Origin of the sequence: Micromonospora sp. L31, from assembly GCF_052068075.1 — a bacterium.
Lineage (GTDB): Bacteria > Actinomycetota > Actinomycetes > Mycobacteriales > Micromonosporaceae > Micromonospora > Micromonospora purpureochromogenes.
The window spans coordinates 927,571-947,900 of record NZ_JBQHDC010000001.1; the positions used below are offsets into that span (position 1 = coordinate 927,571).

The window sequence follows — 20,330 nt, forward strand, 5'->3', positions numbered from 1 at the left end:
CGTCAGGCGGTGCTCAGTTCACCGCGCCGATCGCGACCGAGCCACGGCCGACGACCGCGCCCTCGGTCGTGGTGACGGCCAGGTCGCCGTAGAGCTCCCGGCCGGCGGCCGGGGCGGACAGGGCGGTCACCGTACCGGTCAGGGCGGCGGTGTCGCCGTTCTGCAGCGGCAGCGGGGTGGTCGGGGCGGTCAGCGTGCCCAGCGACGGCGCCGAGAACGAGTCCCGGTAGTCGTAGGCGGTGCTGGTGCCCGGACCGTCGACGGCGTACCCGTCCACCACGACCCGGTAGGTGCCGGCGGCCGGGTCGGTCAGGGTCACCGCCTCCTCCGAGTCACCGTCGGCCGACCGGCCCACCCGGGTGGCGCCCAGGAAGACCGACAGGTCCAGGTCGGCGCCGAGGTCGGCGGTGTTGCCGATCCGGGCGGTGAAGCTGGTCGCCCCGGCCGGCACCGTCACGGTGTACTCCTGCTGCGCGCCCTGGGCGATGGTCGGCCGCTCGGCGTGCACGCTGGACAGCGCACCGCCCTGGCCGGCCACCGACACCGGGCCGAAGGTGTTGGTCAGGCCCCAGGAGACCTGGGTCGGGGTGCCGGCGGTCACCGACGGCAGTGCGACCACGGCCGGCTCGACCTTGACGCCCTGCACCCGGGCCTGGAGCTGATACGGGTTGTTCAGCGCCGGCGAGGTGCGCCGGGCCTCCACCTCGATCTCCCAGACACCCGGGATCGGGTTCTGGTAGTCCCGCTCCTGCGGCTTGCAGGCCGCCGGGTTGGAGAAGTTGGTGTAGCAGGCAGTGCTGGCGGTGCTCTCCACCGGGATGCCGTACGGGTTGATGGCGATGAACCGGGTCTGCGAACCGGTGGCGATGCCGGAGAGGTTGACCTGGAGCGCGCCCGCGCCGGCCGGGACCGTCACGAAGTACGAGGTGAAGCTGTTGCGGTCGACCGAACCCTCGGTGGACCACGAGTAGTCGGGCTTCTTCACGTCGTTGGAGACGGCCACCACGGTGGAGACCTCGAAGTCGACCACGTTGGTGGCCGGGTCGTCGATGGTCAGGAGCGCGCCGTGCGCCCCGTCGGTACGCGGCTTGGCGACCACGTTGACGGTGACCGCCTTGTTCAGCGGCAGCACCACCGACTTCGGCGCGGTGAACGTGCCGTCGTCGCCGCGCAGGTCGACGTCGTGCCGGATGTTGCCAGCCGGTCCGCTGGTACGGGTGACCTTGACCTTGTAGGTCTTCGTCTGGTTGACCTTCTGGCCGCCCTGCCCGGCGGCGCAACGGTTGTAGACGCCCGTGCCCCGGTCGGGGTTCGGCACGAACGTGCCGGTGCCGGCGTCGTAGCGGGTCAGGTTCGCCGACAGTTCGGTGCAGACCGGCGCGTCCGAGGTGTACGAGCGGGCCTCGACGCCCTGGTCCAGCAGCTCCCAGGCGCCCGGCACGTTGAACATGCCGTAGCCCTGGGCGTAGGTGGCGACGCCCTCGATCGGCTGGGCCGAGCTGTAGATGGCCCGGCGCAGCGCGGCCGGGGTGACCCCCTGGTCGTTCGCCTTGGCGGCGGAGAGCAGCAGCGCGGCGGCGCCGGCGGCCTGCGGGGCGGCCATCGAGGTGCCGTTGAGCATCTGGTAGCCCGGCGGCAGCGGGTAGCCGGCCTCGGCGACCGGCACGCCCGGCAGCCAGGTCGGCGCGGTGGAGATCGCCGAGCCGGGGGCCGCGATGTTCGGCTTGGAGCCGCCGTCCTCCCGCGGACCGCGCGAGGAGAAGTTGAACAGCGCGTTGTCCTTGCGGACCACCGAGCCGTAGTTGGCCAGCCAGGTCTGCTTGCTGATGCTGGCCGCGACGCTGACCGCGTTGGACGCCACCGACGGGTCGCCGATGGTGTTCAGGCCCGGGCCGGAGTTGCCGGCCGAGAGGAACAGCTGCACGCCGTAGGTGGTGATCAGGCTGTTGTAGAGCTGGGCGCGGGCGTTCGAGCCGTCGTTGAGCGCCGGCAGGCCGCCGATCGACATGTTCACCACGTCGACCTTGCGGTTGATCACCAGGTCGGCCATGCCGGTGGTGAGGGCCGCGGCGGTGCAGCCGCCCGTCCAGGTGCAGGCGCGGGAGGAGACCAGCTTGGCGCCGGGGGCCGCGCCGTCGAAGGCGCTGTTGCCGAGCATGTCGTTGGCGGCGGTGATGCCGGCGACGTGCGTGCCGTGGGTGGCCTGGACGATGCCGACGTTGACGAAGTCGGCGTACGGGCCGGGCTGCCCGTCGCCCGGGTTGGTGTCGACGTCCTCGCGGTACTCGACGACGAACGGGATCTGCTCGCGGACGGCGGTGGCGGGGTTGTCCGTGCCGAAGTGGCCGACCTGGAACTTCTCCTTGTACGGGCGCATCAGCTCGTCGTCGGTGAAGTCGCGGTTGCCGTTGACGTCCACCCGGATGTCGTGGGTGTCGGTGGCGTAGAGGATCCCCCACGAGTCGGTGGTGTCACCGTCGCGGTTGACGTCACCGCCGACCTCGCTGGTCGCGCCGGCCGGAGCGGTGATCGACTCCCGGAAGGTGGCGAACCGGTAGCTGCCGGCCGGGGCCGTCCAGGCGGTGGTGCCGATGGTGAAGGTCGGGCCGGTCACCTCGGTGATCATCGCCCGCCAGGTGGCGTCCTCGAGCGGGTCGGTCGAGGTGACCCAGTCGACGATCTTGCGCTCCCCGGTGGTGGTCTTCTGCAACGCCGGCTGGTCCAGGTCCACACCGGAGTCCATGATGCCGATGGTGACCCCGCGCCCGTCCCACTCGGGGTGGGCGGCCTTGAAGGCCTCCGCGCCGGTCTCGTTGGTCGGCATGTACGGGTTGACCGCGCCGGTGCCGGCGCCCGGCCCGGCCAGGGTCTCGCCCTGCTCCGCGGCGGTTGCGCCGTTCGGCGCGGACTCCGGGGTCGGGTCGGGGAGCTGGATGGTCTCGTCGAGGTCGACCGCGGCGACGCCCGGCAGCGTGGCGGCCTTCAGCACCTTTGCGGTGGGCACCTTGGCCAGCACGTAGCCGATCGAGTCGAAGCGCTGGCTGACCGTGCCGCCGAGGTCCTTCATCGCGGCGGCGACGTCCTTCGCCTCACCCTTCTCGGTGGCGACGATCAGGGTCACGGTCGGCGCGTGCTTCGCCTCGGCCTCGGCGAGCAGCTTGGCGTCGTGCGAGCCGAGCGCCTCGACGGCGTTGGCCGGGGCGTCCGGGGTGGTGGCGGGCGCGGCGCTTGCGGTGGCGGCGCCGCCCGCGCCGGCCATGGCGCCGGCGGCCACGACCGAGGCGAAGAGCCCGGCGGAGGTACGCCGGCTCAGGTTGCGGGGTTTGCTCACGTTCTCTTTCCTCCAGAGAACAGGGCCCTGAGATGACAGGGCACGCGTGAGCGAATCCTTTGTGCTGCGTTGTGGTGGTGTCACTACCGAACGCTGCCTTGTGACCACTTCGTGACATGCGCAGGTGCGCACTGTCACATCCAGGACGCTAGCTGGACCGGTCCAGGGTGGACGTGCCATCCAACAGCTCCGGGGCCTGCGGCTGCCGGGGCGCCACCTCGACCTGGGCCGGGGCGGCCAGCTCCTGGTCGGAGACGCCCAGCTCGGCCAGCTTGCGGGCGCTGACCAGCACCCGCGCCTCCAGTGAGCCCACCGCCCGGTTGTAGGCGGTGACCGCCCCACCGAGCGAGGTGCCCAGCTTGCCGACGTGGTCGCCCAGGGTGGACAGTCGCCCGTACAGCTCGCGGGCCAGCGAGTGGACGGCGACCGCGTTGCGGGCCAGCGCCTCCTGCCGCCAGGAGTAGGCGACCGTACGCAGCAGGGCCACCAGGGTCGCCGGGGTCGCCAGCACCACGTCGCGGGCGAAGGCGTGCTCCAGCAGCGTCGGGTCGCGCTGCAACGCCACGTCGAGGAACGGGTCGGCCGGCACGAAGAGCACCACGAACTCCGGCGTCGAGTCGAACGCCGCCCAGTACGACTTCGCGGCCAGCGCGTCGACATGCGCCCGCAGGTGCCGCGCGTGCGCGTCGAGGTGGGTGTCCCGCCCCCGCTCGTCGCGCGCCTCCATCGCGGTCAGGTACGCGTCGAAGGGCGCCTTGGCGTCCACCACCACCGTCCGGCCGCCGTGCAGCCGGACCACCAGGTCGGGGCGGACCCCCTGGTGGTCGGTGGCGGCGGTGACCTGCTCGTTGAAATCGCAGTGCTCCAGCATGCCGGCGGCCTCGACGATCCGGCGCAGCTGGTGCTCGCCCCAGCGACCCCGCACCTGCGGCGCCCGCAGCGCCGCCACCAGCTGCTTGGTCTCGGTGCGCAGCTCGCCGGAGACCGTGCTCATGGCGCGGACCTGCTCGCGCAACTCGGCGTAGGCGTCGACCCGGTCGCGCTCCAGCTCGCCCACCCGCTGCTCGTAGCGGCGCAGGGTGTCGTGCAGCGGGGCCACCGCCCGGGCCACCGCCTCCTGCGACTGGGCGGTCGCCTCGTAGCTCAGCGCCCGCATCGACTGCTCCAGCCGCCCCTCCCCCTCGCGGGTGGCCGCCAGGGTCGCCTCCAGCCGGGCGATCTCGGCGGCCGACCGGGCCCGGGCGGCGTACCAGCCCGCCGCGCCGCCCCCGGCCAGGCAGACGACCACCACGGCCAGCGTCGAGAAGTCCATCACCAGAGCTTGCCAAACGGGTACGACCCCACGTCTGCGGGTACGTTCAGCGGCATGGAATTTCTGCTCGTGGCGATTCTCGTGGCGGCCCTCCTGGTCGGCGGGTTCGTCTGGTGGCGGCGGGAACAGGCCGCCCGCGAGGCGCGCAGTCTCGCCGACGTGCGCGCCGACGCCCAGCGCTGGTACGAACGCCTCGGCGGTCAGGTGATGAACCTGCACGGCGACGCCCCGGCCGTCCGCCAGGCGCTGGTCGACGCGGCGGAGCGCTACAACGCCGCCGGCAGCCAGCTGGAGCAGGCCGGGACGGTCCAGCAGTACCGGCTGGCCCGGGAGACCGCGCTGGAGGGGCTGGCGTACGCCCGGGCGGCGCGGGTGGCGCTCGGCCTGGACCCGGGACCGGAGCTGCCCCCGCTGGCCGCCGCGCAGGGTGCCGGCGAGTTGACCAGGGAACGTCAGGTGCAGGTGCAGGGGCAGACGTTCAAGGCCGGCCCGCAGCCGGGCCAGGACACCCCCTACTACTACCCGGGCGGGCGCTACCAGGGGCGGCCGGTGCCGGCCGGCTGGTACTCCACTCCGTGGTGGAAGACCGCGCTGGGCGCGGGCGCCGGGGTGCTCGGCGGGCTGCTGATCGCCGACGCGCTCTTCTCGCCGGCCTTCGCCGACCCGGGGTACGGCTACGAGGCCGGCTACCAGGAGGGCTTCGGCGACGGCGGCGACCAGGGCACGGACGCCGGTGACCAGGGCGACTTCGGCGGCGCCGACCAGGCGGGCGACTTCGGCGGCGGGGACTTCGGCGGCGGGGACTTCGGGGGCGGGGACCTCGGCGGCGGCGGCGACTGGTGACCGCCGGCTGAACGGCACGCGAAAGGCCCCGGTCGGCGTGACCGGGGCCTTTCGCGTCGCTCGTCAGCCGGTGTTGCGCATCCCGGCGGCGATGCCGTTGACCGTGGTGAGCAGCGCCCGCTCCAACGCCGTACCGTCGCTCGGTGCGCGGCGGCCGCCCGGCGCGGTCGCCATCGCGCGCCCGGCGGCCCCGGAGTCCCGGTACTGCCGCAGCAGCGCCACCTGGAGGTGGTGCAGCGGCTCCAGGTAGGTGTCCCGGACCGCGAGGGTGCGCTGGAGCACCGGCGAGTTCTCCAGCAGGGCCGGTGCGGCGGTCACCGCCAGCACCTCCTGCTTGGTCAGCTCGTACTCCTGCTCGATCTTGTCGAAGATCGGGTGCAGCTTCTTCGGGACCAGGGTCTCCACGTAGCGGCGGGCGATGCTCAGGTCGGTCTTGGTCAGCATCATCTCGACGTTCGACAGGAACGTGCGGAAGAAGTGCCAGTTGCGGTTCATCTCGGCGAGCACGTCCTCCAGCCCCGCCGCCCGCGCCGCCGCCAGCCCGGAGCCGACCCCGAACCAGCCCGGCACGATCTGCCGGGTCTGCGTCCAACCGAACACCCACGGGATGGCTCGCAGCCCGCCCAGCCCCGCCCCGGTGTTGGGCCGCTTCGCCGGCCGGGAGCCGATGTTGAGCGCGCCGAGCAGCTCGGTGGGGGTGGAGGCCCAGAAGTACGCCGGCAGGTCCGGGTCCTCGACCAGCCCCCGGTACGAGCGGAACGCCGACTCGGAGACCACGTCCATCGCCGCGTCCCAGCGCTCCAGCATCTCGGCCGGCTGGCGGGGCGCGGTGTGCAGCAGCGTCGCCTGGAGCACCGCCGCCACGGTCAGCTCCAGGTTCTCCCGGGCCAGCGCCGGCAGCGTGTACTTGTCGGAGATGACCTCGCCCTGCTCGGTCACCTTGATCGCGCCGTCCAGGGTGCCGTACGGCTGGGCCAGGATCGCGTCGTGCGTCGGCCCGCCGCCACGCCCGACCGTGCCGCCCCGGCCGTGGAAGAGCCGCAGGTGCACGCCGTGCCGGGCGGCCACGTCCCGCAGCGCCCGCTGCGCCCGGTGGATCGACCACTGGCTGGTGGTGATGCCGGCCTCCTTGTTGGAGTCGGAGTAGCCCAGCATCACCTCCTGCACGTCGCCGCGGGCCGCGACCAGCGCCCGGTACGCGGGCAGCGACAGCAGCTCGTCGAGCAGCTCGCCGCCGGCGTTCAGCTCAGCCGGGGTCTCCAGCAGCGGCACGAAGCCGATCCGGGCCCGGCCGCTGTGCACGTCGATCAGCCCGGCCTCGCGCCCCAGCACCACGGCGGCGAGCACGTCGTCGACGCCGAGGGTCATCGAGATGATGTACGACTCGATCACCTCGGCGCCGAACCGGTCCTGCGCCTCGCGGATCGCGCCGAACACGTCGAACGTCTTCTGCGCGTTCTCGGTCAGCGGGGTGTCCAGCGTCGACAGCGGCCGGCGGCCGGCCAGCTCGTCGGCGAGGAGCTTGGTCCGCTCCAGCCGGGTCAGCGACGGGTAGTCCGACACCTCGCCGACCGCCGCGTAGAGCTGGGCCAGCACCGCGTGGTGCGCCTCGGCGTGCTCGCGCACGTCCATGGTGGCCAGGTGCAGGCCGAACGCGGAGACCGTACGGATGGTGGAGGCGAGCCGGCCGACGGCGGTGAGCTGCCCGGAGTTGCGCGCCAGCGAGGCGCGCAGCAGCTCCAGGTCGGCGATCAGCTCGGCCGAGCCGCGGTAGTCCCGCCCCGGCACGTGCGGGGTGCCCCGGCGCAGCCGCTCCCGGGTGTTGGCCAGCTTCGCCTTCACGCACCGCGCCTTGAGCCGGTACGGCTCCTCGGCGTTGACCCGGCGGAACCGGGGCGCCACCTCGGGCAGCGCGTCCAGGTCGGCGGCGAGGCTGGCGGAGAGGTCCAGCGACACCGCCCGCAGCCGGCGGGAGACCGAGACCTCGTTGATGAGCTGGTCCATCGCCTTCTCGGTGGCGCTGATGCCGTGCTCGTGCTGGATGTGGAGCACCTCGCGGGTGACGGTCGGGGTGACGAACGGGTTGCCGTCCCGGTCGCCGCCTATCCAGGTGCCGAAGGTCAGCGGACGGGCCGTCGGCGAGGTCTCCACGCCGAGGGTGCGCAGGGTGTCGGCGAGGTCGTCGAGCACCTGCGGGGCGGCCTCGGCGTAGAGGTCGCGCAGGTAGTAGATGGCGTTGCGGGCCTCGTCGGTCGGGTCCGGCCGGTCCAGCCGCAGCTCGTCGGTCTGCCACATCAGGTCCAGCAGCTCGGCCAGGCGCCGGTTGGCCGGGCCCTCGTCGCTGGCGCCGTAGAGGATGGCGTTGGTGGTCTCGGTGTCCAGTTCGTCGGCGATGGCGCGCAGCTTGGACAGGATCGAGCGGCGGGCCGCCTCGGTGGGGTGGGCGGTGAAGACCGGGCGTACCGCGAGCCGGCGGGCCGCCGCGGCGATCTCCTCGGCCGGCACGCCGCGCTCGGCGATCATCTTGGCCGCCTGGTCCAGCCACCCACCGTGCGCCGCCCGGCGTCGGCGCAGGTCCCGGGCGCGGTGCACCTGCTCGGTGATGTTGGCCAGGTGGAAGTAGGTGGAGAAGGCGCGGGCCAGCTTGGTGCCGGTGGTGACGTCCAGCCCGCCGAGCCGCTGCGCGGCGGCGGGGGCGTCCGAGCGGACCTGGGCGCGGATCTCCTCGACCAGGTCGAGCAGGGGGCGGCCCTCCTGGCGGGCCAGGGTCTGGCCGAGCAGAGTGCCGAGGCGGCGGATGTCGGCCCGCAGGGCGGCGTCGGGGCCGTCGTGGTCGTGCTGGTCGGTCACCATGCGCTCCTTACGTGAGTACGAAGGACAGCGCTGTCCGACTCCGTCGATCGTATCCGTGGGGACCCGCCGGTAAGGAGGGGGCCCGCAATGTCACCTTCCCCACGATCTCCGCCGGGTTCACGCGTCCGGCCTGGTGTCCAGCTGGCGGGCCGGCCGTCGAGCGGCCCGGCGGCCCCGCACCAGGGTGGCGGTGAGCAGGCCGACCAGGCCGAGCGCGACCCAGACCAGCAGCCCGGCCAGCGGCCACCGGGCGGACCGCAGGTCGAAGTAGACCGCCGACTTGACCAGGTCGGTGGCCAGCCCGGGGACGTTCCAGCGGTGCATGCCGCGCAGGAACGCGGGCAGGAACTCCGGGGCGTAGATGCCGCCGGAGCCGGGGTTGCCGAGTACCACCAGCACCAGGATCACCAGTCCGGTGCCGAGCAGGCCCAGCCAGGCCTGGACGGCGGCGGCGACCATCGCGGCGGCGAAGGTGGTGAGCATGCCGACGGCGGCGAGCGTCGGCAGGTCGTGGTCCCAGACGTCGAGCACCGGCCCGACCAGCAGCGTGGCGAGGACCGCCAACAGCACGGCGTGCACCGCCAGCGAGGCGATCCGCAGGCCGGCCCGGCGGAGACTGTGCGGGGCGGTGCCGAGCGAGATGCCCAGCGCGGTCGACCCCAGGTAGCCGCCCAGCACCAGGCCGACCGCCAGGTAGAACGGCACCACGCCGCGCGGGTCGCCGGCGGCGACCGGCACCTCGTCGGTGACCTCGATCGGGGTCTGCGCGCGCCCGGCCGCGGTGGTCAGCACCTGCGTGACGAGTTCCGTGGCGGCGGGCGCGGACGCGGTGGCGGTGGTCAGCAGGAGCTTTCCCTGGGGTGTCGAGCTGAGCACCGCGTACACCTCGCGGCCGATCAGGCCGTCGTCGGCCGCGGCCGGGTCGTCGTACTCGATGGGTTTGATCGTGTCGGTCCGGCCGCGCACCCCGGCGAGCACGGCCTGGGCGCGCTGGTCACCGAGGACCACGCCGACCGGGACGTCGCGCGGGGTCGGCTGGTGCAGCGCTCCCACGTAGGCCGCGATGAACGCCGTGGCCAGGGCCAGGGTGCCGACCAGCAGGGCCGCCGTGCGGGGTAACCACTCGCGGGTCCGCAGCTCCGGCTCCTCCTCCACCTCGCCAGCCTAGGGCCCTGCTTGCCCGTGTTCGGGGCGTTTCGCCCGCCCTGCCTGGCGGGGGCCCGCCACCTGATCAAGGTTGGCCACACGACCGGAAAACCCGTTGGCCGCGCTCGGTAGCGTCCGGACATGACCTTCCCGACCTACCCGCGCAAGCCCCGCCCCGGCGACCGGGTCGCGGTCGTCTCACCCTCCGCCGGCCTGCCGGATCTCTTCCCCCACGTGTACGAGTTGGGCCTGCGTCGGCTGCGCGAGGAGTTCGGCCTGGAGCCGGTGGAGTATCCGACGACCCGGACGATGGGCGCCGACCCGAAGGACCGGGCCCGGGACCTCACCGCCGCCTTCGCCGACCCGACGATCACCGCCGTGCTGGCCACCGTGGGTGGCGACGACCTGATCACGGTCACCCCGTACCTGGACGACGCGGTGCTGCGGGCCAACCCGAAGCCGTACTTCGGCTACTCGGACAACACCAACGTCCTCAACCACCTCTACCGGCTGGGCATCGTGGCGTACCACGGCGGGTCGGTGCTGGTGCACCTCGGCCGGTCCGGCCGGCCGCACCCGCTCACCCTCGACTCGCTGCGCGCCGCCCTCTTCACCTCCGGCTGGTACGACCTCACGCCCGCGCCGGAGTGGGGCGACGAGCCGCGCGACTGGCGCGACCCGGCCACCCTGGCGCAGGAGCCGGTGATGTTCCCCGGCACCGGCTGGCACTGGCAGGGCCCGTCGACCGTGGTCCAGGGACGCACCTGGGGCGGCAACCTGGAGATCCTGCACTGGCTGATGGCCGCCGACCGGGTCCCCGCCGCCGCGGAACTGACCGGCTCGGTGCTGGTGCTCGAAACCTCGGAGGAGCTGCCGAGCGCCCAGGAGGTGTTCCGGATCGTGCGGAACATGGGGGAGCGCGGGCTGCTCGCGGCCTTCCCCGCCGTCGTCGTCGGCCGCCCCAAGGCGTGGGACTTCGACAGCCCCCGGTCGGTCCCGGATCGGCTGGCGTGGGCCGGGGCGCAGCGGGAGGCGGTCAGCCGGGCGCTGGCCCCGTACCGCCCCGACGCGGTGGTGGTCTTCGACGTCGACCTCGGCCACACCGACCCGCAGCTGATCATCCCGTACGGCGGGGAGATCCGGGTGGACGCCGTCGAGCGCCGAATCTCGGTCCGGTACTGAGAAGCCGGCCTTCCCAGCCCGCACCTTGTTCCGTCGGTGCCTGCGTCCGGCCGACGCCTGTGGGAGTCGGGTCAGCCGACGACGGCGAAGGCGCGGACCGGGAAGGTGCCCATGCCGGCCACCATGGGCGGGGCGGCGGTGAAGCGGAACCCGTCCGGGGGCAGGGCGTCCAGGCCGGTCAGGTGCTCCACGATCGGGATGCCGGCGGCCAGCAGCGCGCTGTGCGCCGGGCGCTCGCCCCCGGACGCCGGGCTCATGTCGTCGATGTTGATCGAGTCGACGCCGACCAGCGCGGCGCCCGCCTCGACCAGGGCGCGGGCCCCGTCGCCGGTGAGGTACGGGGCGTCCGGCGCGCCGTACCGGTCGGTGCCGAAGTGCGCGGACCAGCCGGTGTGTAGCAGCACCGCGCGCCCGGCGACGTCGTACGGCGCCAGTAGCAGCCGGTCCACGGTGCGCGTGCCGGCCGGCACCCGGACCACCAGGCCGGGCAGGTCGGCGAGCCGGTCCAGCGGGACGCCGGTGAGGTCGGCGCCCTCGGCCCAGCGGTGCGCGGGGGTGTCCAGGTACGTCCCGGTGTTGGCGATCATGTCGATCCGGCCCACCTGGAACTCGGTGCCCGGGGCGTAGTTCGCCCGGGACGCCTCGCGGGTCAGCCACTCGCTGATCCGGGGGGCCGGCCAGCCGGGCAGGGTGATCATGCCGTCGGTGATCACGTGACTCAGCTCGACCAGGCGTCGGCCAGTGTCACCGGGGTCGGCGGTGACGGCCCGGCCGCCCTTGTGAGGCTCCTCGATGATCGTCCGGCCGGTGATCCGTACGTCGGCGACCATCAGCAGCCCGAGGTGCCGGACGAAGAGCGCGGCCAGCGCCTCGTCGTCGATCTCCCGCCCCGGGATGTCCAGCCGGAACCCGTCGGTCCGCAGCCCGCCCCCGTTGGCGAACGTGACCTCCGCGTCGAACTGCGCCCGATACTGCTCTCCCATCCACCCACCCGACCACGCCCACCCACCCCAGTCAAGATCCACCCGACCCGGCCGCCCGTGCAAGATCCGCGCACTTTCGGAGAACTCGTGGCCTCCGCCGCGGAAACAGGCCCCGCTTTCCGTGAATCTGCGCCCTGGAGCGGCGCGTGGGCGGTGGGGGGCGCCTCCGCTCCCGTCGCCGCGGCCGCCGCGGATCCGGTACCGGCCCGGCCGCCACGGCTCCAGCCCGGATCGTCTCCCGAGCGGGATAGTCTCGACAGGTGCACCCCCCGTCCGGCTGGACGCGGGGCCGTCGCCGTGTGTCGATTTCCTGGAAGTGATCACAGATGCTCACCGGACTCTTCTCCGCCGCCCTGGCCGACCCCGGGCTGGCCCGGGCGCGTGACCTGGCGCGCTCCGGTGCCGCCCAGGTCGACGGCCTCGACCTCACCGCCCCGGCGGCGCTGCGCCCGTTCGCCGTCGCCGCCGTCGCGGCCGATCCGGTCGACGCCGGCGCCGGCCGGCCCGTGCTCGCCGTGACCGCCACCACCCGCGAGGCCGACGACCTGGCCTCGGCGCTGGGCAGCCTGCTCCCGCCCGAGCAGGTGGCGGTCTTCCCGTCCTGGGAGACGCTGCCGCACGAGCGGCTCTCGCCCCGCTCCGACACCGTCGGCCGCCGGCTGGCCGTGCTGCGCCGGCTGGCGCACCCGCAGTCGGCCGACGCGCACGGCCGTACCGGCCCGCTGCGGGTGGTCGTGGCGCCGGTGCGGTCGCTGCTGCAACCGCAGCTCAAGGGGCTCGGCGATCTCGAACCGGTGCAGCTCACCGCCGGCGACGAGGCCGACCTGGAGGAGGTGGCCCGCCGGCTCACCGACATGGCGTACGCGCGGGTCGACCTGGTCACCAAGCGCGGCGAGTTCGCGGTGCGCGGCGGCATCCTGGACGTCTTCCCGCCCACCGACGAGCACCCCTCCCGGGTCGAGTTCTGGGGCGACGAGGTGGAGGAGATCCGCACCTTCGCCGTCGCCGACCAGCGCACGATCGAGCAGGTTCCGCAGCTCTGGGCGCCGCCCTGCCGGGAGCTGCTGCTCACCGGATCGGTGCGGGAGCGGGCCGCCGCCCTGGCCCAGGAGCACCCGGAGCTAACCGAGATCCTCGACAAGCTGGCCGAGGGCATCCCGGTCGAGGGGATGGAGTCGCTGGCGCCCGCGCTGATCGGCGCCGACTCGATGGAGCTGCTGCTGGACTGCATGCCGGCCGGCACCCACGTACTGCTCTGCGACCCGGAGCGGATCCGTACCCGGGCGCACGACCTGGTCCGTACCTCGGACGAGTTCCTCCAGGCCAGTTGGGCCGCGGCCGCCGTCGGCGGCCAGGCCCCGGTCGACCTCGGCGCCGCCGCCTTCCGGACCCTGGCCGAGGTACGCGCGGCGGCCCGCACGCTGCGCCAGCCCTGGTGGACCCTCGCCCCGTTCGGCCTGGTCGAGGCGGACGCCGCCGCACCGGTCCGGCAGCCCTGGGAGGACGAGCCCACCGAGGTCGACGTGACGCCCGACGACGCGATCGCGGTGAGCCTGGCGGCGCAGCCCGCCCCGCTCTACCACGGCGAGACCTCCCGGGTGGTCGACGACCTCAAGCGCTGGGCCGGCGAGGGCTGGTCGATCGCGCTGGTCTTCGAGGGGCACGGCCCCGCCCAGCGGGCCGTCGAGGTGCTCCGCGACGCCGGTCTGGGCGCCCGGCTGGTCGAGGAGGTGCCGGCCGCGCCCGCCCCCGGCGAGGTGCTGGTCAGCTGTGGCTGCCTGACCGCCGGCTTCGTCGACGAGGCGTCCCGGTTCGTGCTGCTCACCGGCAACGACGTCACCGGCGGACGGGGCACCTCCACGCGCGACATGCGCAAGATGCCGAGCCGCCGCCGCAACACCATCGACCCGCTGGAGCTCAAGGCCGGCGACCACGTGGTGCACGAGCAGCACGGCATCGGCCGGTACGTCGAGCTGGTGCAGCGCACCGTCAACGGCGCCTCCCGGGAATACCTGGTCATCGAGTACGCGCCGAGCAAGCGCGGCCAGCCCGGCGACCGGCTCTTCGTCCCCACCGACCAGCTCGACCAGCTCAGCCGCTACGTCGGCGGCGAGCAGCCCACCCTGCACAAGATGGGCGGCTCGGACTGGCAGAAGTCCAAGGCCCGCGCCCGCAAGGCGGTCAAGGAGATCGCCGCGCAGCTGATCCAGCTCTACGCCGCGCGAAAGGCGTCCAAGGGGCACTCGTTCGCACCCGACACCCCGTGGCAGCGGGAGTTGGAGGACGCCTTCCCCTGGCAGGAGACGCCGGACCAGCTCGCCGCGATCGAAGAGGTCAAGCGGGACATGGAGCAGACCGTCCCGATGGACCGGCTGATCTGCGGCGACGTCGGCTACGGCAAGACCGAGATCGCCGTCCGGGCCGCCTTCAAGGCGGTGCAGGACGGCAAGCAGGTGGCGGTGCTGGTGCCCACCACGCTGCTGGTGCAGCAGCACTACAACACCTTCGCCGAGCGGATGAGCCAGTTCCCGGTGACCATCCGGCAGCTGTCCCGCTTCCAGACGCCGAAGGAGTCCGAGCGGACGTTGGAGATGATCGCCGACGGCACCGTCGACATCGTCATCGGCACCCACCGGCTGCTCCAGACGGCGACCCGGTTCAAGCAGCTCGGCCTGGTCATCGTCGACGAGGAGCAGCGGTTCGGCGTCGAGCACAAGGAGCACCTGAAGAGCCTGCGGGCCTCGGTGGACGTGCTCAGCATGTCGGCCACGCCGATCCCCCGGACGCTGGAGATGGCGATCACCGGCATCCGGGAGATGTCCACCATCGCCACCCCGCCGGAGGAGCGGCACCCGGTGCTCACCTTCGTCGGGGCGTACGACGACCGGCAGGTGGCCGCCTCCATCCACCGCGAGCTGCTCCGCGACGGGCAGGTCTTCTACCTGCACAACCGGGTCGAGTCGATCGACAAGGCGGCTCGGCGCATCCGCGAGCTGGTGCCCGAGGCGCGGGTCGCGGTGGCGCACGGCCAGATGGGCGAGGACGCGCTGGAGAAGGTGATGGTCGGCTTCTGGGAGAAGGAGTTCGACGTCCTGGTCTGCACCACGATCGTGGAGTCCGGCATCGACATCCCGAACGCCAACACCCTGATCGTGGAGCGGGCCGACCTGCTCGGCCTGGCCCAGCTGCACCAGATCCGGGGCCGGGTCGGTCGCGGCCGGGAGCGGGCGTACGCGTACTTCCTCTACCCGCCGGAGAAGCCGCTGACCGAGCACGCCCACGAGCGGCTGGCCACCATCGCCCAGCACACCGAGCTGGGCGCCGGCATGTACGTGGCGATGAAGGACCTGGAGATCCGGGGCGCCGGCAACCTGCTCGGCGGTGAGCAGTCCGGCCACATCGAGGGCGTCGGCTTCGACCTGTACGTCCGGATGGTCGGCGAGGCGGTGTCGGCATTCAAGGGCGAGCGCCAGGAGGAGGAGGCCGACGTCAAGATCGACCTTCCGATCGACGCGCACCTGCCGCACGACTACGTCGGGGTGGAGCGGCTGCGGCTGGAGATGTACCGCAAGCTGGCCGAGGCCCGCGACGAGGAGCGGCTGCGCGAGGTGGTCGCCGAGATGACCGACCGGTACGGCGAGCCGCCCGCCCCGGTGCAGAACCTGGTCGCGGTGGCCCGGTTCCGCCTGCTGGCCCGCCGGTACGGCCTGACCGACGTGTCGATGCAGGGCAAGCACCTCCGGTTCGGCCCGCTGCCGCTGCCGGATTCCAAGCAGCTGCGGCTCAAGCGCTACCACCCGGACTCGGTCTACAAGCAGGCCACCGACCAGGTCAGCGTGCCGCGGCCGAGCACCCGCCGGGTCGGCGGCGAACCGCTGCGCGACCAGGCACTGCTGGAGTGGTGCGCGCAGCTCCTCTCCGATGTCCTGGGCGAGCCCGAGGAGCGGGCCGGTTCTGCCCGCCCCGCAGTGGCGAGCGGAAGGTGACACGGCGAACCGGCGGCGCTGGCCGGGGCGTCGGCGTGAGGCGGCCCGCCCGTGGTGGGCGGCGTCACACCGCCGTACCGGGCATGAGAGAGTGACCCGCATGCGTGCACGCCGTCTCATCGCCGCCGCCAGCGTCGCGGCTCTCGGTGTCCTCTCCCTCGCCGCCTGCGGGAAGTCCTCGCCCGACGTGGCCGCGTACGTCGGTGACCGGACCTACTCGGTCGACCGGGTGGACGCGATCTACGACGACGCCCAGGCGAAGTTCGCGGAGGCCGTGCGCCAGAGCGCGACCCAGGCCGGCGTCACCCCCGACGCGGAGCAGCTCCGCTCCCGGGTGACCCGGCAGGACGTGGTGAACCTGCTGGTCAGCATCGACCTGGGTAAGCGGGTCGTGGCCGAGCAGGGCATCCAGGTGTCGGACCAGGTCACCCCGGAGCAGCTCGCGCAGCAGCTCCAAATGCCGCCGCAGGCCGAGTTCGCCAAGCTCTGGGGCGAGTGGGCCGACATCTCCATGGTGCTCAGCCAGAAGCTGCCGCCGGCCGAGCTCAGCGACGCCTCGGTGATGGCCGTCTACCACGCGATCGAGGAGACCGGCGGGATCCAGTCCGGGCTCTCGGTGGGCGAGGTGCGGCAGCTCTTCGGCGAGGGCGGCTTCGTCCGTACCGCCTCGGCGCTCAGCGCGGCGCTGGAGGAGGAGGCCGACAAGGTGGACCTGTCGGTCAACCCACGCTTCCGGCCGCTCGGCGTCCCGTCCTGGGTCAACAAGGGCCAGGAGCTCGTCTTCTACGCCCTGCCGTACGTCGACGCCAGCGGCCCGGTGACCGACATCTCGACCCCCGAGCCGGTCGTCACCCCGGCGGAGCAGGCCGGGTCGGTGGCCCCCTGAGCATGTCCGCACGGATCGTTCTGCTGGTCACGTCGCCCCGGCTGCCGGCCGGCCTGCTGACCGCGGCCGCCTGGGACGTCGTACGCTCCGCGCCGGTGCTGGCCGGCGGGGAGAGCGCGCTGACCACGGCGGTCCGGGCGGCGGGCGCCGAGGTCAGGGTGGTCGAGGCCGGCGCGACGCAGGCGCTGCTCGACGCGGTGGCGGCGCACGGCGCGGCGGTCTGGCTGGCCGGTCCCGCCGGTGACGAGGCGCTCGCCCGGGAGCTGGGCCTGCGGCTGGCCCGCCAGCCGGGGCTGGCCGAGCTGGAGCTGATGTACGGCTCGTGGGACCCGCCCGGCGCGCGGCTGCTCGACGCGGTCGAGGTGATGGACCGGCTCGCCTCGCCCGGCGGTGACCCGTGGAAGCGCTCGCAGACCCACCGCAGCCTCGCCGGCTTCCTGCTGGAGGAGTGCTACGAGGCGTACGACGCGATCAGCGCCGACGACACCGACTCGCTCCGCGAGGAACTGGGCGACGTGCTGCTCCAGGTGCTGCTGCACGCCCGGCTGGCCGAGGAACTGCCCGAGGGCGAGCGGTGGAGCGTCGACGACGTGGCCGGCGGCCTGGTGGACAAGATGGTCCGCCGCAACCCGCACGTCTTCGCCGGCGCGGAGGCGGGCACGCTGGAGGAGATCGAGGCGAGCTGGGAGCGGATCAAGCAGGCCGAGAAGGCCCGCGCCTCGGTGCTGGACGGCATCGCGCTGAGCCAGCCCGCGCTCGCCCTGGCCGCCAAGATCCTCGACCGCGCCGGCCGGATCGGCCTCGCCGTTCCGCCCCCGCTGGCCGACACCCAGGTCGACCCGGAGGCGCGACTCGGTGCCAGCCTGCTGGCCACCGTCGCCGCCGCCCGACAGGCCGGCATCGACCCCGAGGCCGCCCTGCGCCGCGCCACCCTCGCCTACGCCGACGCCGTCCGCACCGCCGAGCGCACCACCCGCGACTGACCCCCGCGTCGGCGCTCCTCCCGTCACTGCCCTTCCCGCGCCGGCGCACGTCCGTCCCGGGTCGTGATCGACTCCATTTGCGGCGTGTCGCGGCCTCCCGCGATCCGGACACCGCGACACACCGCAATTCGTGCAGGGGCCAGGGGCCAGGGCCGGCGGTCGGTGGGCGGTGTCGGGACGGTGCGGTCGGTAGGGTCGGGGAATGGAACAGTTCGTGCCGCTGGCGGAACGGATCGTCGAGGCGTTGCTGGAGAGCCGCCCCGGGCTGGCCACCTCCGCCGGTGACCACCGGTACGACGACCGGCTGCCCGATCTCTCCCCCGAGGCCGTGAAGGCCGACCAGGCGATGCTGCGGGAGGCCGCCGACGCGCTCTCCGAACTCGACCCCGACGCGCTGGACGTGGAGGAGCAGGTCGACCACGCGCTGCTCAGCGCCCTGGTCGACCGGGAGCTGTTCGAGCTGGGCGAGATCCGCGGGTACGAGTGGGACCCGCTGCGGCACAACCCCGGCCCGCTGCTGCACGCGGTGCTCGCCCGCCCGTACGCCCCGGTCGAGGAGCGCCTGACCCACCTGGTCGGGCGGCTGTCGGCCGTGCCCGATGCCCTGGCGACCGCGCGCGCGACGCTGCGCGACATGCCCCGGATCCACGCCGAGACGGCGGTCGGGCAGTTCACCGGCACGGCGGCGCTGATCCGCGACGAGGTGCCGCTGCTGCTGGCGCAGGCACCCGCGCTGTTCGACCGGGTGGAGCCGGCCGCCACCGCGGCGATCGCGGCGCTGGAGGAGTTCGTGGCGTGGCTGCGCATCGGCCTCGAGGCCGACGCCGGGCCGGGGCGTGACCCCCGGCTGGGGCGGCGGCGCTGGGAGGCGCGGCTGTGGCACACCCTCGACACCGAGTTGGGCGCCGCCGAGGTGCAGCGCCGCGCCTGGGCCAACCTGGACCGGGTCACCGAGGAGATCCGCGCCGCGGCCGTCGAGCTGGTCGGCGGCCGGGCCGACGACGAGACGGTACGCCGGGCGCTGGACCTGCTCGCCGCCGAGCACCCCGACAACCACTCCATCGTGGACCTCGCCTCGACCACCCTGGACGAGGCCGTCGACTTCGTTCGGGACCGTGACCTGGTCACCCTGGTCGACGACCCGTGCGTGATTGAGGAGATGCCCGAGTTCGCCCGGGGCGTGGCCGTCGCCTACTGCGACTCGCCCGGCCCGCTGGAGACGGCGGCGCTGCCCACCTTCTACTGCATCTCGCCCACCCCGGCGGACTGGCCCGCGCACCGGGTGGAGTCGTTCTACCGCGAGTACAACGACCACATGATCCGCAACCTGACCGTGCACGAGGCGATGCCCGGCCACTTCCTCCAGCTCGCGCACGCCCGCCGGTACGCCGGCCCGACCCGGGTCCGCCCGCTGACCGAGTCCGGCGTGTTCATCGAGGGCTGGGCGGTCTACACCGAGGAGTTGATGGCCGGCCTCGGCTTCGGTGGCCTGCCGGTGCGGTTGCAGCAGCTCAAGATGCAGCTGCGGATGACCATCAACGCGCTGCTGGACCAGCTGGTGCACTGCGAGGACCTGTCCGAGGCGGAGGCGATGGCGCTGATGACCGGGCGCGGCTTCCAGGAGGAGGGCGAGGCGGCCGGCAAGTGGCGGCGCGCGCTGCTGACCTCCACCCAGCTCTCCACGTACTTCGTGGGCTACAGCGAGATGGCCGACATCGCCGCGGCGCGCCCCGACGGGGTGTCGGTGCGCGAGTGGCACGACGCGATGCTCGCGCACGACTGCCCGCCGCCGCGCCACCTGCGGACCCTGCTGGGCATCTGAGCGTGCGGACCGCCTGGGTGGACCGGCCCGGCGCGGGCAGGGTCCGGCGTCGGGTGGTCCTGGCTGTCGTACTGCTGGCGACGATGGCGGCTGCCGGGTGCTCGCGGCTCCTGGCGGTGGTGGAGCCGGTGACCGTCACGGATCCGGTCTGGGCCCGGGACGGCTGGGTCTACTTCCTCCGTGAGGTGTCCTCGGACGGCGCGGAGCTGTGGCGGCAGCGTCCCGACGAGGGGTCCGCCGAGCTGGTGCTCGACGAGTCGGCTCTCGAGCCCGGGTGCGGCAGGGGGGTGTTCAGCTTCCTGTACCGGGCGCCGGAGGCGGATGTCGGCGTCGCCGCGCAGTGTCATGGCGTCCGTACCGAGCTGTTCACCTTCTCAGCCGGTCGCGGGTCGCTGGAGTCGGCCGCCTCCATGCCGTTCCTCGGTGACGTGGCATTCGCCGACGGGAGCGGCACCGGGTTCGCGGAAGTGCCGAAGAACTGTGGCATCGCGATCGAGCGGGTCGTCGACGGGAAGGCGAGTGAGTTCGACCGCCCGATCACGGTCTCCGGGAAGACGTTTCCGATGAGTGGTTCGGACCGTGAGTGTGGGTCGGTCGCCTGGGTGCGCTCGCCGGCGCTCTCCGGGGACGGCCTGCTGTACTTCCTGGCCGCGCCGGATTCGCTCGGGAAGCTCCCGGACCGCCGGAGCGACGCCTTGGAGAGCTACGAATGGCAGCTGGTGGTGTGGGACCCGAAGGCGGACTCGGCCAGATCCCTGACCGGGCTGCCGGGCCTCGCCGACCTCGCGGTCGCTCCGGACGGCCGTACCGTCCTCGTGGCGGTCACCTCGCCCGAGGCGAAGGGCGGTGTCTGGTCCGTCGACGCGGTCACCGGGAAGATGTCGAAGCTGTTGGACGAGGCCGAGGCACACCATCCGAGCTTTTCCCCGGACGGGCGGGAGTTCGTGTACGCCGAGGGCTACCACCGGCTCACGTTCAGCTCCGCCAGAGCCGGGTGAGCAAC

12 protein-coding genes are annotated in these 20,330 nt (G+C 73.3%); 7 read left to right on the plus strand and 5 right to left on the minus strand.

The features are described from left to right. Positions 1-13: 13 nt before the first annotated feature. Both ACTMS9_RS04585 and ACTMS9_RS04590 read right to left on the minus strand, forming a co-directional pair. A complete protein-coding gene (locus ACTMS9_RS04585; RefSeq protein WP_441164192.1) occupies positions 14-3,331 on the minus strand; it encodes a S8 family serine peptidase in 3,318 nt (1,105 codons plus the stop codon). A 148-nt stretch (positions 3,332-3,479) separates the two neighbouring features. Further along, positions 3,480-4,643: a DNA recombination protein RmuC gene (locus tag ACTMS9_RS04590; protein ID WP_350794702.1), complete on the minus strand. Its 1,164-nt coding sequence runs from the start codon at positions 4,641-4,643 to the stop codon at positions 3,480-3,482. Positions 4,644-4,697: 54 nt separating this feature from the next. On the opposite strand from ACTMS9_RS04590, the gene ACTMS9_RS04595 reads away from it, so the two are divergent. Continuing rightward, entirely contained in the window at positions 4,698-5,486 is a 789-nt protein-coding gene (locus tag ACTMS9_RS04595) for a hypothetical protein (protein ID WP_441164193.1), read from the plus strand. Positions 5,487-5,549: 63 nt separating this feature from the next. Here the strand turns inward: ACTMS9_RS04595 and ppc are convergent, their stop codons facing one another. Beyond that, positions 5,550-8,336 carry a phosphoenolpyruvate carboxylase gene (ppc, locus tag ACTMS9_RS04600; protein ID WP_441147221.1) on the minus strand — a complete coding sequence of 929 codons (2,787 nt, stop codon included), beginning with the start codon at positions 8,334-8,336 and terminating at the stop codon, positions 5,550-5,552. A gap of 120 nt (positions 8,337-8,456) precedes the next feature. Next, positions 8,457-9,494, minus strand: a complete 1,038-nt coding sequence (locus ACTMS9_RS04605) for a hypothetical protein (RefSeq protein WP_441147219.1) — start codon at positions 9,492-9,494, stop codon at positions 8,457-8,459. A 132-nt stretch (positions 9,495-9,626) separates the two neighbouring features. Here ACTMS9_RS04605 and ACTMS9_RS04610 point away from each other — a divergent pair, with 132 nt between their 5' ends. Further along, a complete protein-coding gene (locus tag ACTMS9_RS04610) occupies positions 9,627-10,667 on the plus strand; it encodes a S66 family peptidase (protein WP_441164194.1) in 1,041 nt (346 codons plus the stop codon). 71 nt (positions 10,668-10,738) lie between these two features. On the opposite strand, the gene ACTMS9_RS04615 is transcribed toward ACTMS9_RS04610, so the two are convergent. Continuing rightward, the gene (locus ACTMS9_RS04615; RefSeq protein ID WP_441164195.1) at positions 10,739-11,650 is read right to left on the minus strand and encodes a cyclase family protein; all 912 of its coding nucleotides are present in this window, start codon (positions 11,648-11,650) and stop codon (positions 10,739-10,741) included. A 326-nt stretch (positions 11,651-11,976) separates the two neighbouring features. On the opposite strand from ACTMS9_RS04615, the gene mfd reads away from it, so the two are divergent. From mfd to ACTMS9_RS04640, 5 genes are all read left to right on the plus strand, one after another. Then, positions 11,977-15,636 carry a transcription-repair coupling factor gene (mfd, locus tag ACTMS9_RS04620; RefSeq protein WP_441164196.1) on the plus strand — a complete coding sequence of 1,220 codons (3,660 nt, stop codon included), beginning with the start codon at positions 11,977-11,979 and terminating at the stop codon, positions 15,634-15,636. A gap of 100 nt (positions 15,637-15,736) precedes the next feature. Then, positions 15,737-16,522, plus strand: a complete 786-nt coding sequence (locus tag ACTMS9_RS04625; RefSeq protein ID WP_441164197.1) for a hypothetical protein — start codon at positions 15,737-15,739, stop codon at positions 16,520-16,522. A 2-nt stretch (positions 16,523-16,524) separates the two neighbouring features. Then, a complete protein-coding gene (locus ACTMS9_RS04630) occupies positions 16,525-17,505 on the plus strand; it encodes a nucleoside triphosphate pyrophosphohydrolase (protein ID WP_441147209.1) in 981 nt (326 codons plus the stop codon). 202 nt (positions 17,506-17,707) lie between these two features. Continuing rightward, entirely contained in the window at positions 17,708-19,327 is a 1,620-nt protein-coding gene (locus ACTMS9_RS04635) for a DUF885 domain-containing protein (RefSeq protein ID WP_441164198.1), read from the plus strand. A gap of 2 nt (positions 19,328-19,329) precedes the next feature. Further along, positions 19,330-20,325: a TolB family protein gene (locus ACTMS9_RS04640; protein ID WP_441164199.1), complete on the plus strand. Its 996-nt coding sequence runs from the start codon at positions 19,330-19,332 to the stop codon at positions 20,323-20,325. Positions 20,326-20,330 lie beyond the last annotated feature (5 nt).